Source organism: Spirosoma pollinicola, assembly GCF_002831565.1.
GTDB lineage: Bacteria > Bacteroidota > Bacteroidia > Cytophagales > Spirosomataceae > Spirosoma > Spirosoma pollinicola.
This window is the reverse complement of record NZ_CP025096.1, coordinates 5,948,166-5,963,204: the sequence shown is the minus strand read 5'-3', so window position 1 is coordinate 5,963,204 and position 15,039 is coordinate 5,948,166. Positions and strand designations below refer to the sequence as shown.

The following is a 15,039-nucleotide window of genomic DNA, read 5'->3' as shown; positions in this document are numbered from 1 at the left end:
ACAACAATGATTTATATAAAACGACTGACAACTGGCTTACTTGCCGGTATGTTGATGGTAATGACGGGTTGCAAAGATTACCTCAACGTGAATAATAACCCAAACCAGGTAACGGCGGCAACGCCACAACTGGTACTGCCCGATGCGCTGGCCACAACCGGCTGGTATTTGACAGGAAACACACCCAGTGGCGCAGCCGGCAGCTTCTATTTTCTGAATCTTTGGATGGGATACTGGAACTGGAGCGGTAACTATTCCATTGCCACATCAGATAAAAATTACCAGTTTACTCAGGGGTTTAATAACAGCATCTGGACAAGTGCTTACCTCAACCTGAAAAACTACAATTACGTAGATAATCAGGCGGCAACTCTGGGTCAACCGCTTTTGCAGGGGATGGCTAAAATTATGAAAGCCCTGCATTTTCAGCTTCTGGTAGACACCTACGGCGATGTACCCTATACGTCAGCCTTGCAGGGTACAGCCAACATTTTACCTACCTACGACAAAGCGCAGGATATTTACGAGGATCTCTTCAAGCAGATTGATGCAGGTATGGCGCTTCTGGCTAAAGGAGATGGTACGCTGAACCCGGGCCCTAACGACATTATGTTTCAGGGCGATATCAACAAGTGGCTCAAGTTTGGCAACACCCTCAAGTTACGCATGTTGCTACGTCAGTCTGAAAAGGCCGATCGGGCCACGTTTATACAAACGCAACTAGCTAGTATTAAAGCTTCGGGCTATGGGTTTCTGGGAGCAGGAGAAAACGCGAGCGTGAATCCGGGATATACCAACTCCCAGAATATGCAGAACCCTTTATACGGTGCGTTCTATGCCATTAATGGCAATCCAACGACGCTCAACAACCAGTATAAGGGCAATTTGTATGGAATCACGTTTTACAAGAATTCAAACGACCCGCGTTTAGCTGCTTATTACAGACCCGTTGTAGGTACGACAACAAACTTTAATGGTACGTTATTCGGCACAACGGATGTATTGGTCAATAGCCAGGTATCTGATGTTGGTGCAGGTATTTTGAAGAGCGTTTCACAAAACTCCCCTATCCTGCAGTCGCACGAAAGTCTCTTTATGCAGGCTGAAGCCGCACAGCGAGGCTGGATTACAGGCGATCCAAAAACCTTGTATCAGTCGGCTATTGCCGAATCGTTCGTTAATGTGGGCCGTACGGCTGCCGAAGCAACGACCTATTATTCTCAGGCTGGCGTGAACAACGTAAACTGGGATGCATCGACCAATAAGATTGAAGCCATCATCACCCAGAAATGGGCTTCTGAAAACGGAACGGCTCCCTTCGAGGCATGGTCTGACTACCGGCGTTTAGGCTTGCCAACCGGCGTTCCCATTTCGCAGGATCCCAGCACAAGCGTGAAGCAAATTCCAATCCGGTTGCTTTATCCTACGTCAGAATACAGCAACAATGCCGCTAACGTAGGCGCTCAGGGAACGATCAATCAGTTTACGACCAAAATCTTCTGGGAGAAGTAATGCCTACCCAAAACAAGCAAACAACCATGAACAAATTATGTAGTATTATCGTGGCCGCGAGTTTGGCAGTTGGTCTTATTTCGTGTCTTAAAGACGACGAACACTTTGTCGACTTCGCTGGAGTTGGTTACGTGGCAGAGATTCCATATGTAGCCAACCGTAGTATCCTTAAAACAGTGACTGTTGGCGCTACCAGTACATCGCTCGTAGCACCCGTCGACATCAACATTGCGTCGCCAACTCCACCAACGCAGGATGTTCCGGTAACTGTGGCCATTGACCAGACTGCGCTGACGGCCTATAATACGGCCAATAAAACAGCCTATACAATTCTGCCAGCGGCTGCCTACCAGCTAAGCAATCCGATGGTAACGGTTGCCGCAGGGCAGCGGATCGCTACGGTCAATGTCAATTTCGTAGGTACGCAAATTCCTGCAACCGGTGGCCCTTATGCGGTACCAATCAGTATAACAACTGTACCGAGTAATGTGATCATCAGCGCAAACTACCACACACAAATTCTGGTCGTTTCACTGACGAAATAAGAGTTATTCTTTTACCAAAAAGCCCCGTTACATATATCGTAACGGGGCTTTTTTTATAGGGATGAACTAGGACTTCAAAAAATCAACCTGTGCAAGTAGAATCAATTCGCAACTTCCGCCGTTACCGACTCTGTTTTACTTTGCCCTGTTAGTTCAGTTAGAAGTTCGGCGACGTTCACGGTGGCGAAACTGCTGGCGTAGTCGGCCATAGCGTATGGAATAATCAGTTCGCCATTATTAATAAGTCCTCCGCAACTATAAACTACATTGGGCACGTAGCCTTCGCGTTCGTTCTCGTCAGGGCTTAAAATGGGTTCGCTGGTTCGGCCTATCACTTTAGATGGATCGTTGAGGTCTAGAAGAAAGGCGCCAATGGCGTATTTCCGCATTGGCCCAACGCCGTGACTCAGCACCAGCCACCCGGCTTCAGTTTCGATAGGTGACCCGCAGTTGCCCAATTGCACATATTCCCAATTGTAGGTAGGCTTAAGAATCAATTCCTTTGTTTGCCAGAAATACAGATCGTCGGAATACATCAGGTAGATATTCTCACCATCCTGACGGGAGATCATGGCGTATTTTCCGCCAATCTTGCGCGGGAACAGAGCCATGCCTTTGTTGGATACTTCGGCCCCGTTCAGTGTGCTTACACTAAAATGGGTAAAGTCTTTCGTTTCCAGCAGTTGCGGGAACGTTACGCGACCGTTATAGGCGGTATAAGTAGCATAAAACGTGATTGTCCCATCGTCGTCGGTAAACTGCACAAAACGGGCATCTTCAATCCCGTTCGTTTCATTGGGCGATGTCGGAAAAATGCATCGTTCATCTAAACTCTGGTCGTCTTCAAAGTGAATTTCGTAGTTTGATTTCGCCAGCGCCAGCAATCCGCTCGCAATGGTTTCATACTCGGCATTGTACCGAAACTGTGCTGATACGCGTTTGATCTGCGCTTCCAGTTCCGACAGGCTGAACTCGTCGCCAAGCCCAACCATCATTTTTTCCTGAATGCTGTTTTCCAAACGAAGTTCATACAGTTTGCGCTCAAACATCGCACGATTGAACCGGTGATTGGGTACAATTTCGGGCGATGTCACATAACGCGACGGTTGCCGGAGAACGATTTTTCCGCTTTCGTCAATATATCCCATCCGAAAAGAGATAGACGAAATGTGCCCCTCCCCTGTTGCCCGCAAACTCAAAATGAAACGTTTGTAGCCGGGCGGCACATTGGTCTGATCGGGGTGCCAGATCATCGACGGATTGAACAAAGCCGCCGATTCGAGCGAGTATTCCATAGTGAAATACGCACCCAACAACAGCTTCCGATCTTCGGTGAGCGGTTCATCGGTCAACAAATGGGGCTTTATCTGCTCAAATCGATTTAACAGGAAACGTTCGAGTTTGTAATGGCGGCCTCCAAACTCCCGGATAACTTCATCGAGTTTTTGCTCGGCCTCTTCGTCGGTCATGCTCCCCACGCGAGCTACAATTTTAAGGGTTCGTGTGGTGCTGCCTAAATCGAAAGCGCGAAACAACACGCGGGTTGGGTCTGGCCGAAGAACGATGCCAGTGCGAATGGCTTTTATACTCATCAGGATTAATACGTTAGTAAATGATCAAATGGAAGGTAATAAGTCAGGAGTGTATAGATGGTAAACACTGTTTCACACGTCACTTACTCTTTTACAACTTGATCACTCACTAACTTATTATCCTTATTTAACATTACCCATTCATCATGGCGGGCATAGCCACGTTAACAGACTTGGCGTCAGGCTGTTGCTTTTGGGTGGTATATAATTCAGCTAATGCCAGCAAATAGGACAATGACGACTCAGCCCCCTGATTCTGGTTCACCCGATCAATATGCAATCCATCCCGGCACCCGCCCGTTTGCTGGTCGTAGAGGGGTAATCCCAGGTCATTATAACCAGTAAACCATTTAAAAATACGAATAGCTGTTCGATGCCAGTCTGCCTCTCCTGTAACTTCGAAAGCCGCCAGACACGCCGACAAGGTACTCTGAGCTTCGAGCGGCTGCTGGTCAAAATAGGCACGTGGCTGCCCTTTTGTGTAGAAACCATTAGACCCAATAGGCTGAAAATGCCCATGAGAAGCAGTTTGTAAATCGATGAGCCAACGCAAAGAATTCAACCCCATATCAACCAGTTGCTTGTCTCCAGAACGAATCAACACGTGAGCCAGCACGGCATTATCGTATGACAGTGTATTCTCGAACCAGGGCCAATCCTCAGTGGCGGTCTCGGTATAGCGGAATACCAGCTTATCAAGCAACTGCCGTTCGATTGTTTTCGCCAGCCGATCGTCGTTAAACTTCTTCTGGTACTCGTATATACCCAGCAAGGAAAACGCCCAGGAACGGGGAGATGACATCGATGCTACCGTAGGCAACACTTTTTCGAACAGGCTCATGGCCCATGTAACGGTATTGCGGTCAGACGAGCGGCCAATACAGGTGCCCAATGCCCAGATGGTGCGGCCTGTGCTATCATCGGAGCCGAATTCTTCGAGCCACCGGCGGTCGTAACTCATGAAGTTACGGAAACGACGGTGGTCTTCGGTATAGGCGTGGTTGATAAAGGCGCAATAATTATCGGCGGCTTTAGCCAGCTTTTGATCGCCCAACCCCGTGTTCTGAATCGTGAGAGCCAGGATTAATGCACGGGCGTTATCATCAGTGCAGTAGCCTTCATCGTAAAAAGGCAAATGATGGCGGGCGTGCTGGATAATGCCGGTCGAATCGGTCAGGCGAAACAGATGATCGAGCCGAAGAACAGGCAGTTTAAATGCCAGACTGCTATGCGCTCCTACGGCATAAATAGCCTGATTGTTAAACGTGTTCATGCGCTCCTGACGGGCGTGGGCAAATGAGTTGGCATAGGCATTGATAGCCCGCTCCCAAATCATTTCACGCCCCATCAAATAGGCTTTCTTACGCATCTGATGTCGCTTCGATTCGTCGCTGAGCAGATCGATAATTTCGGTAGCAATGGCTTCCGAATCACCGAAAGGCACTAGCACACCCCGGCCATCGGCTAATAACTCTTCGGCGTGCCAGTACGGCGTAGACACTACGGCTTTGCCACAACCAAAGGCATAGGATAAGGTACCCGAGGTTATCTGAGCCGGGTTTAAATAGGGCGTAACATAAATATCGGCCGCACCCAGGTATTCGAGCAACCCATCCAGCTCCACGAATTGATTATAGAATCGGACATTGTCACGAACGCCACAATCACGGGCTAATTTTTTAAGACTGTCGCGATACGCTTCACCCTCGTGTTTCAATAAATTTGGGTGAGTAGCTCCCAGCACCATATATACCACATTCGGGTATTGCTCAACAATACGGGGTAACGCCCGAATCACATTTTCGATGCCTTTATTGGGAGAAAGAAGGCCAAACGTCAGCAACGTTTGTTTTCCTTCCATGCCAAATTTGTCCTTGAAAAAATGTGGGTCGACAAAAGGCATATCGGGAATACCGTGCGGAATAAGGTCTATTTTTTCGGCAGGTATTTCATAGATGTTAATCAAAAAATCCCGGCCTTTTTCTGACATACACACCACCCGAGAGGACAGGTCAGCAATGCTTTTCAGCACCAGCAACTGATCTTCGTTGGGGTCTTTCAGAATCGTGTGAAAGGTCGTCACGATAGGCATCGTGAGGTTGCGCAATAACGTAAGTATGTAGTTACCTGCCGGACCTCCATAGATACCGTATTCGTGCTGTAGGCAAACAACGTCGACATCCTTTGAATTCAAGAATTCGGCTGCTTTCCGATACGCATTATGATCATGCTGGTAGAAATCATAGCGCACCTCGGCAGGGTAATCATATCCGTCGGGCGTATCATTGACAGATACGACCAGCGCTCTCGAATTGGAAATGAAGGAATTGTACGACAGGTAGAGGTCGGAAGTGAAGGTAGCAATTCCGCATTGGCGAGGAAGATAGTCGCCAATGAACGCTACGTTTTTAGGATTATGCCCCCACATCGATACGTCCGTTTCTGACAGGTCAGAATTCCGGGAATATGTCATGCCGGGTCGAGTCGTATGAGTTGTCATAATAGTTGAATTGGAAAATAAAGAATGAACAGATACTACATTGTCTATAAGTGTAATCAACTAATAGACGCTTTTGTTTGGTCCAGTTAAGGATTTTAGCGCTCTTAGTACGCCTTTGCAGAGGCTGACAAATAATTATCCAACTAAACCTTTATTTCTCCCTATAGTTCACAAAAAACCCTGCCAATTTCCTATCCGAAAACAGGTATTAACAGGGTTCATTTATAGGTATATAACTAACTTTCCTTCTTGCTCTTTTGTATTGACGACGGGTTATACTTCTATTCGCAAAGCGCCAATTTAGTAATACAGTTAATTACATTATATAGGGTTTTCTTATAAAAAGAAATGGAACACGGACTGAACGAATTTTACGGATAAAACTGACGGTGCTGGGTTTTATCCGCAGAAATCTGTTCAATCTGTGTTCCCCTTTTAGTCTTTGTTTGGTGAATTCGTTCTTATAAGTAAGCCCTGTTACATTATACCACTTTATCAGGGCGCTAAAAGCTCCATTTTTGAAGAGAAACAACTACGGTCCCAGTCGCAACGCAGCAGTAGAATTTATCACGACTTTCCCACCGTCAGTATACCCGACGTTTAACGCTCTGGCTAAATAACTGGATGGAATAGTTATGGTATGGCCTATCTGAACCAGCTCCGTTTGAGTAGGGATGTGGTTACAGGACCAGACCGTGGGGTCATTCCAGTCACCTTCTTTTAGCGTGTACATTGCTGTACAGGGATTGACCGTCACGATGGCCGTGCCGCTAACCGTTCCACTACTGCATCCAATAGAAACCCGCCCCAGCGTGTAGGTGGTGCTCACCACGGGAGCCACGGTGAAACTAAATGGCGAGGCCGCAATACCCGTAAAGCTCAGGGGCGAACCACTGCTGGCGTTCACCGTTAGCGAAAAGGGAGCCGCACCCGTCAGACTGGCCGTTAGAGTGGTGACCTGCCCGGCGGTGAGCGTGGTGGTAGTGCCGCTCAGGCTGGCAATGGGTGCCACACAGGCGGGCCTGACAATTAGAACGTAGTCCTCGGTTTCGCCATATCCATAGCTCCCACAAGGGTCGGCAGGAACAGTTAAGTAAGCTGCGACAACGCGCATTGCTACAGTAGTAGCTGTAATACTGGACGGAATAGCCAGACTACCCGAGAACGTACTTGCCTTATTGATGTCAGGCATTTGATATAAACGTTCGCTGGTTTCAAAAACACCATTATTGTTCAGGTCAATCCAAACAGTGCCGCCCATGTTATTGAACGTCCCTTTAGTAGCAGTAAAGGTTGCCGATTGTCCCGCGGTTACGGTACCACTTACGGCTGTAAACGACGTATAATAACCACTACTCGTGGGTGAACAGCCTGAGTTCTGGCTTAAGGTTGTGTTATTAACAGTTACCCCAGTTATATTGATCGCATAGGAACAGCCATCATTCAAAAAAGTAAGGAAACAATCTGGAGTCAGTATGCTTACCGTTGAACTATTGCTGCCCGATGTTGTATTTGACCCCTTGATACGATAGTAATATGTAGTTCGGGAGGCAAACGATCTGTCGGTAAACGTAGTGATGTTCGGGGCGACACCGCCTATGGGCATAAAACCCGTTGTTGGGGAGGTAGAGCGTTCAATGAAGTACCCCATTTCATTACTGGCATTATCCTGCCAGGTAATTACAATACCGCCGTTAAGTATGCTGGCTACCAAATTCGAGGGTGCCGTCATGATGGTTTCCGGCGCATTGAGTGTATAGGCTGTATGGCTTTGGCGTAATGCCAGACCAGCCTGCATCCTGTCGTACTGCCCCGCAGTAAAATCATGTGTGCAGGGGAAATAGTACGACATGATGTTTGTTACAGAGGGTGTATACGGCAACCCATTTGCATCACGTGCTGTGCTGGCTGGATCATATTGGGGGCAACCGTTTACAAAAGCCAGATTGGCCCCCGATATGTTGTACGGATCAGCAGGCGTGTCGCAGAGATAGTCGCCTTCTGTCGTGCAATTTGCACCCGTACCCCGAGTTACTAATTCTAATGTCGTGCCCGATCCCAAGCTCCCATTACCGGGCACTTGCCCAAATGTATGGACGAGGTTGAAATTATGGCCTAGTTCATGAGGTATTAACCGATTTCCCATATCGTCTTCATCCCCGGATTCATTCAGGATAAAGGAGCGGGTAGAGTATAAGACATTGGCTGGATAGTAGGCATAACCACCCGCGCCTGAGGCAAAAGAATTGACATAATACTGATTCATAGCATTTGTCGCATCACGCCCCTGTGCTACAGCTGTTTCGTCACTGAAACTGTTGTATTGCGCATCGTTGTTTATATAATCTGGTGTTGTCCCCGAGAAATAGAACTGAATACCATTTCCATTCTGAAGGTAGTATTTGTTGGTTAGTGCCATCACATTATTGAGACTGGCCATCGTGTAGCCACCAGTACCGTCGGTTTTGCGTAGAATGTGTGGTCTGATTGGTACATAGGTAATTGCAGTAAATGCGGCTCCGGAAGCTTTTTTTAAGCGTAGCGCCTGCACCGCTTCGGCTTCAAGGACGCTTCGTAAGGCTGGCGATAGATTTGCTGTAGCACACTGATAGGCCGGCTTGTTAATCAATTGACCTATTACAGCTGCTGGTGGTGTAGCGAACACTAAATAGATGAGCAAAGAGAGAAATCTGGCACTTACATAACCAGTTTTTTTTGAGTAGAGAGGAGGCATAGATGGTGACCTGATTGGTTTGGGAAATTTAAGATACTAACGCATTATTCAGTCAAGTTACGCTGGTACCCTTACAAGAAAGTGAGGTACGGAAATGTGCAATACGAGGGTCTCTTACGGTGATTTTAATATCTGTCCAACTCAATCAGTAGCATACGGTATTCCCTACATACTCAATGGAAGAAGCAATAGCTTTATTTAAGAAAGTGTACCAGCAAAACGGGAGTACTGAGGTGTGCATTGCAGAACTCAAACGGATGGGCTTTACTCAAATGGACACTATCAGGGTGCTGATGGAGGTATCATCACTTAGTGTAGTGGAAGCGGATGAAATAGTCCACAAGTCATTGGCTTGGAGTAATTGAATTTCGCTAACAATCTCTACTCAATTCACATTGAGCACTTTCTAAGTTAATTTTCATAACATATTCTTAGTTACTGATGTTACGCCAACTCCATTGTTGGCTTTTGGCTAAGTTGATTTTTCAGGCTGTTTAATTCGGCAAAAGCCGCTTGCATGGCTTTGAGATATAACCGCCCTTTCAAGGCAAAGTGATTGGTGGCAGATCTCAGCCGCAAACGCTCTAACTTGACGTAGGCGCAGATACTGGCAAACAGATGGTTAGCTTGAGTACGGTGGGTGCGCGTAGGAGATTTCTCCAGCGACGCATTCTGTTTGAGTGATTTGTGGTACTCCTCGATGCCCCACCGTTTTTGGTAAGTTGTCAGGAGTTGCTAGCTAGCTAGACTCCTGACAACTTACCAAAAACGGTGGGGCATCGAGGAGTACCACAAATCACTCAAACAGAATGCGTCGCTGGAGAAATCTCCTACGCGCACCCACCGTACTCAAGCTAACCATCTGTTTGCCAGTATCTGCGCCTACGTCAAGTTAGAGCGTTTGCGGCTGAGATCTGCCACCAATCACTTTGCCTTGAAAGGGCGGTTATATCTCAAAGCCATGCAAGCGGCTTTTGCCGAATTAAACAGCCTGAAAAATCAACTTAGCCAAAAGCCAACAATGGAGTTGGCGTAACATCAGTTAGTAAGAGGCATTTAAAAAGAAACAATACAGCAATTTAATAACCAGGGTTTTGCTTTAGCTGCGGAGAGACGTTAAGTACATTTTGACCGATGGGAAAAATAGCGGTGTGATTATCAGCATCCGGCTGCTTATCCCACCAGGTTCCTGAATTAAATACACCCCAGCGAATCAGGTCAGTACGCCGACGAGATTCCACCAGGAATTCCCGCCCCCATTCGTCAAGCATTTCCTGATCGGTTAATTGGCTGCCATCAGGCTTATACAGACTTGGTGAACCCGCCGGATAATTTCTGGCCCGAACGGTATTCAGCAATACAGCTGCTCCTGCTTTATCGCCCGCCCGATATTTGCACTCGGCCAGTGAGTAATAAATCTCAGCAAATCGAATTTCAGCATATGCCGACGAGATTTTATTTAGATCATCGCTGGGGTAATAGGGATACTTGACCGGTGTAAGACCAGAATTCTGATCGGCATTGTTCATATTCGAGGTTTTATCGGCAATCTTGGTACCGGGCTTAGCCGCCAGGAACATCCCCACCTGATCGCGGAAAAATAATGGATAAGGCCCTTTCGTCGATCGCACCGTATCGGTTTTTCCGCTTGCGTTAATGTAAGGCAGATAGCCCTGTAAAAACATACCCTCCCGTTTACTATTGCCCAGATTTTTGTATGTCTTCAGGCGAACATCATCCGGATATTTACGAAACTTCAGATAGGGTTTTCCCAATGCAAAGCTATACTCTGTGCTATCGACGTCCCGCCCCGGCTGGAGGGCATATTTCGGGTTGGCCGTACCAAAATCAGTAAACCCGAAATAAAACGGCGCATTGACCGGCAGCATCCAGAAATACATACCCCCATCATACTGCCAGTGAGTAAGGCCAAAACTACCGGGAAAGCCGAAGACCGTTTCGGCCGAGGTCGGATTGGTGTAATCGAAAGGCGCGTCCCAGCGGGTTTCCAGTGCGTACTGTCCATATTTACCGGCCAGCATATCGGTACATACCGTGGCGCAATCCGCGAAATGGTCGGTTCCGGTATACACCTTCGCGTTCAGGTATAACCGTACCAGCAGGGCTGCCGCTCCGCCCTGTGTCCAGCGCCCAATGGCGTTGGCCCCCAAACTTTGCCGGGTTGGCAATTTGGGCAGTGATTCTTTCAGTTCCTGTTCAATAAAACTAAATGCTTCCTGAGGAGATGCCTGAGGGCCACCCTGCGTTTCGCCTTTCACTTTCGTTACCAGGACAATGTTGCGGTAAAAATCCAGCAGCCGCAGGTTGAGCCAGGCGCGCAGGGTCCGGACTTCGGCAATCATGTCATCCAGTTCTGCCTGTGTCATGTCAAATCTAGTGGGGTCCGTTATGCCCTGCAAATCCTCCAGCGTGTTGGTTGCCAGCGTAACACCGCCGTACAGCGCATTCCAGGCATCATTGGTATATCCGTCGTTTGGCGTCCAGGTGTGGTTATGAACACGCTGAAACTGCCCGCCATCAAACCAGTCGCCCTGCCGGTTTGGGGTCATCAGCTCATCCGAGCTATCTTCCTGAAGCATAAAGGTCGCTCCTCCCTGAATGGTCCAGTAGCTGTGTTCGAACGGCCGAAGAAAATCCCGAATGACATCATCCTTGGTCTGGAGAAAGTTTCCGGACGTAATCCGGTCAGAAAGCACCTCATCTAAATTCGTACAGCCAGCAGCCATAACGAGCAATAAAGAGACAGATATAGTGCGTATGGAATTAAAAAAATGATATCGTTTCATAAGTTGAGTAATTAGAAGGTGACCTGAAGGCCCAGCAAGAGTTGGGTAGTTGATGGGAAATAATTCAGTGTCCCGTTATTATCACTATTCGTGTTTACACCTGGATACAGCCCATTCACCTGAATTAAATCCGGATCACCCCCGGTGAACTTGGTGAAGGTTGCCAGGTTTCGGGTTGTCGCATAGATACGCGCCGAGCGAAGAAATTTGCTCGTAAACGGCTGCGTATAACTCAGGGTCACATTATCTATTTTAACGAAGCTACCCGGCTCCAGAAAGTAATTCGACAGGGAGGAATACGTAGAAGCACTGGTCAGCTTTGAATACTTACCTCCGTCGTATGCAGAGGTAAGCGTATTGACATTCTGCTGAGTGGCCGGGGTGCCCAGGTAAAAGGCATAGGTGTTAAAAACCTTATAGCCAAACGTGCCCCGCAGGAATACGCTTAAATCCCACTTGCGGTACTTGAAATTATTAGTCAGACCTGCCGTGAATTTGGGCAGGCCATTCCCTACAAACTGTTTATCGTCGTTGGTCGCTTTGTTGGCCTGGATAACATCTCCACTCTTGTTGTAGACCAGTAAGGCGCCGGTTTCATCGACGCCAGCCGACTTGAGCATATAAAAACTGCCGATTCGCGTATTTTCCTGCAAACGTTGCGCGTTACCGGGGCTACCCGGAGCGGGCATACCCACTACATCAATATAGGTTTGCCCCTGGTAAGCTTCACTGGAGAATGACACGAACTTGTTATTGTTCGTGGCTCCGGCGAAAGTTAGATTATAACTGAAATCCTTGTTGTTAATTACCCCCGCATTCAACTGAATTTCTAGCCCGGAATTCTGCATGGTGCCCACGTTGGCAAAGGTTGTCCCTTGCACGTTGGGTGGGTTAGACACCGAATAATTACCCAGCAAATCTTTGTTGGTGCGCACATAGTAGTTCAGGCTACCTGTTAACCGGCTGTTCTTGAAAAGATCAAAGTCAACACCTACGTTGAAGTTGATGGCTTTTTCCCAGCGCAGATCGTAGTTAGTGTTCTGACTGGGTCCCCAGACCTGATACGATGTATTGTTATACAGATAGTACCCATAGCCGCCATACGTATCCAGCGAAAGGTAATTCCCGAAGTCCTGGTTGCCTGTTACTCCATAATCGGCACGCAGTTTCAGTTCGTTTAGCCAGGGAAGGCCCTGCGCAAATTTTTCCTGGGTGATGCGCCAGCCCACCGAAGCCGCCGGAAAATTACCCCATTTGTTCGCGTAGCCAAACTTCGATGAGCCCTCCCGACGTAAACTGGCCGACAGGTAATACTTTTGGTCATAGTCGTAATTCACCCGCCCGAAAAAAGCCGCCAGTTTAGAGTTATTACGGTAGGAGCCTACATTATTAATGCCTTGCTGTAAGTTCCAGAGTCCCGCACCCAGGTTATTGTACGTCAATACATCGGAGGGGAAATTTTCGTTACCCGCATTAAAACCAGATGATGTAAAGTACTGGTATGAATACCCTGCCAGCAGCTTCAACGAGTGCTTCTGAACTTCCAGCGCATAGTTGCCTATCCACTCAAAGCTTTTCTGGTCATTCTCGTCCAGTCTCTGGGATGCGGTGCTTCGTTTCGAGCCATTGACTACCGTTGATAAGGTAGATGGGGTGAAATCCTCATTCCGGAAAGAAGAACTTACCTCCCCCAGGTTGACCTGTGTGGACAGGTTCTGAAGTATATTCAGTTTAAATGAGCCATTGAGATCCAGGTATTTTACTTCCTGTCCCGATAAAACATTTTTGGCCCGTTCTACCGGGTTGTTGGCAAAAAAACCACTGGTTATGTACGCATACCGATCCGAATTGTCATAAACCGACTGCGTTGGATTGAGCGTCAATGCATAATTGAAGCCACTGTAATCGGCCAGATTTGTCTTCGTGTAACGGGGAGCCGCGCTGAAGGTGATGGCATACAAATTATTGGCTGAAGTATGGTTAATGTTTACCCGACCACCATATTCCTGCTTGCTGGATCGTAAGTCGATACCCGTAGCATTTCGGTAATCCACCGAGGTAAAATAATTGGTTTGCCCATTTCCGCCCGAAAATTGCAGCGTATGCTTCTGCGAGAAAGCCGGATTGCGGCTCACCGCTTTCATCCAGTCGGTATTACTGCCCAGATCGACCCCACGTTTGTTTGCTAAAAATTCGTCTTTGGACAGTACCGACAGCTTATTGGCAATAAAATCAAAAGAGCTGTAGCCGTCGTAGAATATGCGGGACTCCGACGTTCCTTTCTTTGTCGTGATAACAATAACCCCGTTACTGCCCCGTGTGCCGTAAATAGCAGAAGCTGCCCCGCCCTTCAGGACATCAATGGATTCTATTTCATTCTGATTGATGTTATCCAGATTGCCCCCTGGTATCCCATTGATGACAAATAAAGGTCCCAGTCCGGCGCTTCTCGACGAAACCCCACGGAGCTGAATACTGGGCGTTGAATTTGGGTCACCTGCGGCAGTATTGGTCACGGATAAACCCGCTACTTTTCCCTGGATTGCCATCAACGGGCTATTACTGCCGACCCGAAGTAAATCCGATGACGACAAGTGAGTGACAGCGCTGGTTACTTCCTTACGGCTGAGTGAACCGTAGCCTACAACGACCACCTCATTGATGGATTTTACATCGGGTTTCAACTGAATTGACAGCGTCGTTTGATTGCTCACTGCCACCTCCTGCGATGTGTACCCCACAAAACTGAAAACCAGTATTTGCGGCCCATCGGGAATGACCAAGCGATAGGTTCCTGACGCATCAGTCACCGACCCGCGTGATGACCCTTTGATCACAACACTGACCCCTGGCAAGCCTTCTCCTTTTTCGTCCGAAACAACGCCAGTTACTGTCCGCTCCGCAGGCGCTTCATTGCCGTCGATGGCTTCGCCAACCTGAATATTGACAGGCGATTCGACGGTACGGGCCAGAATAATTTGCTCACCAGAGATACTAAAATCTACTTTTAATGGAATGAGCAGCTTCTCCAACACCTCTTTTAACGTACTATTCTGCACCCTCATCGAGACGAGCTGTCTGGAGCGAACAATTTGCGGGCTATAAGAAAATTTAACATTGGCCGCTTTTTCGATGCTGTGCAATACGGTCTTAATATTCTGATCCTGTATAGTTAGACTTATTCGCCGGTTGAGCAACTCCTGGGCTGTAACATCGCGGGCCCATGAAACGCTCATGAAAAGCACGGCTATGAGGAGATGCAGGCCAGTCAGTTGCATCAACCTCAGTAGGTAAGAATTTACAATTTTCATTTTGTTAATTAATTTGGTCGAGTAAACGAATTGGGTAA

Annotated in this window: 7 protein-coding genes and 2 pseudogenes; 3 read left to right on the top strand and 6 right to left on the bottom strand. The window is 47.7% G+C overall.

What is annotated here, in order from left to right; translation table 11 throughout:
• The first annotated feature begins 6 nt into the window (after window positions 1-6).
• Window positions 7-1,512 carry a SusD/RagB family nutrient-binding outer membrane lipoprotein gene (locus tag CWM47_RS25050; RefSeq protein ID WP_240625465.1) on the top strand — a complete coding sequence of 502 codons (1,506 nt, stop codon included), beginning with the start codon at window positions 7-9 and terminating at the stop codon, window positions 1,510-1,512.
• Window positions 1,513-1,538: 26 nt separating this feature from the next.
• Window positions 1,539-2,057, top strand: coding sequence for a DUF1735 domain-containing protein (locus CWM47_RS25045; RefSeq protein ID WP_157816063.1), 519 nt, complete (start codon window positions 1,539-1,541; stop codon window positions 2,055-2,057).
• A gap of 101 nt (window positions 2,058-2,158) precedes the next feature.
• Here the strand turns inward: CWM47_RS25045 and CWM47_RS25040 are convergent, their stop codons facing one another.
• The 4 genes and pseudogenes from CWM47_RS25040 to CWM47_RS38325 form a co-directional block, all read right to left on the bottom strand.
• Window positions 2,159-3,649, bottom strand: a complete 1,491-nt coding sequence (locus tag CWM47_RS25040) for a glycoside hydrolase family 130 protein (RefSeq protein ID WP_100991015.1) — start codon at window positions 3,647-3,649, stop codon at window positions 2,159-2,161.
• 133 nt (window positions 3,650-3,782) lie between these two features.
• Window positions 3,783-6,149 (bottom strand): glycosyltransferase family 4 protein, encoded by a 2,367-nt coding sequence (locus tag CWM47_RS25035; RefSeq protein WP_100991013.1) that lies wholly within the window; start codon window positions 6,147-6,149, stop codon window positions 3,783-3,785.
• A 532-nt stretch (window positions 6,150-6,681) separates the two neighbouring features.
• A complete protein-coding gene (locus CWM47_RS25030) occupies window positions 6,682-8,883 on the bottom strand; it encodes a GEVED domain-containing protein (protein WP_100991012.1) in 2,202 nt (733 codons plus the stop codon).
• Between the two features lie 444 nt (window positions 8,884-9,327).
• Window positions 9,328-9,615, bottom strand: a pseudogene (locus CWM47_RS38325) (transposase); the annotation flags it as partial.
• A gap of 16 nt (window positions 9,616-9,631) precedes the next feature.
• Between CWM47_RS38325 and CWM47_RS38320 the strand changes: the two are divergent.
• Window positions 9,632-9,919, top strand: a pseudogene (locus CWM47_RS38320) (transposase); the annotation flags it as partial.
• Between the two features lie 43 nt (window positions 9,920-9,962).
• Here CWM47_RS38320 and CWM47_RS25020 read toward each other — a convergent pair.
• Together CWM47_RS25020 and CWM47_RS25015 are read right to left on the bottom strand one after the other, a co-directional pair.
• Window positions 9,963-11,690 carry a RagB/SusD family nutrient uptake outer membrane protein gene (locus tag CWM47_RS25020; protein WP_100991008.1) on the bottom strand — a complete coding sequence of 576 codons (1,728 nt, stop codon included), beginning with the start codon at window positions 11,688-11,690 and terminating at the stop codon, window positions 9,963-9,965.
• Window positions 11,691-11,701: 11 nt separating this feature from the next.
• Window positions 11,702-14,926 (bottom strand): SusC/RagA family TonB-linked outer membrane protein, encoded by a 3,225-nt coding sequence (locus CWM47_RS25015; RefSeq protein WP_240625463.1) that lies wholly within the window; start codon window positions 14,924-14,926, stop codon window positions 11,702-11,704.
• Between the last annotated feature and the right edge of the window lie 113 nt (window positions 14,927-15,039).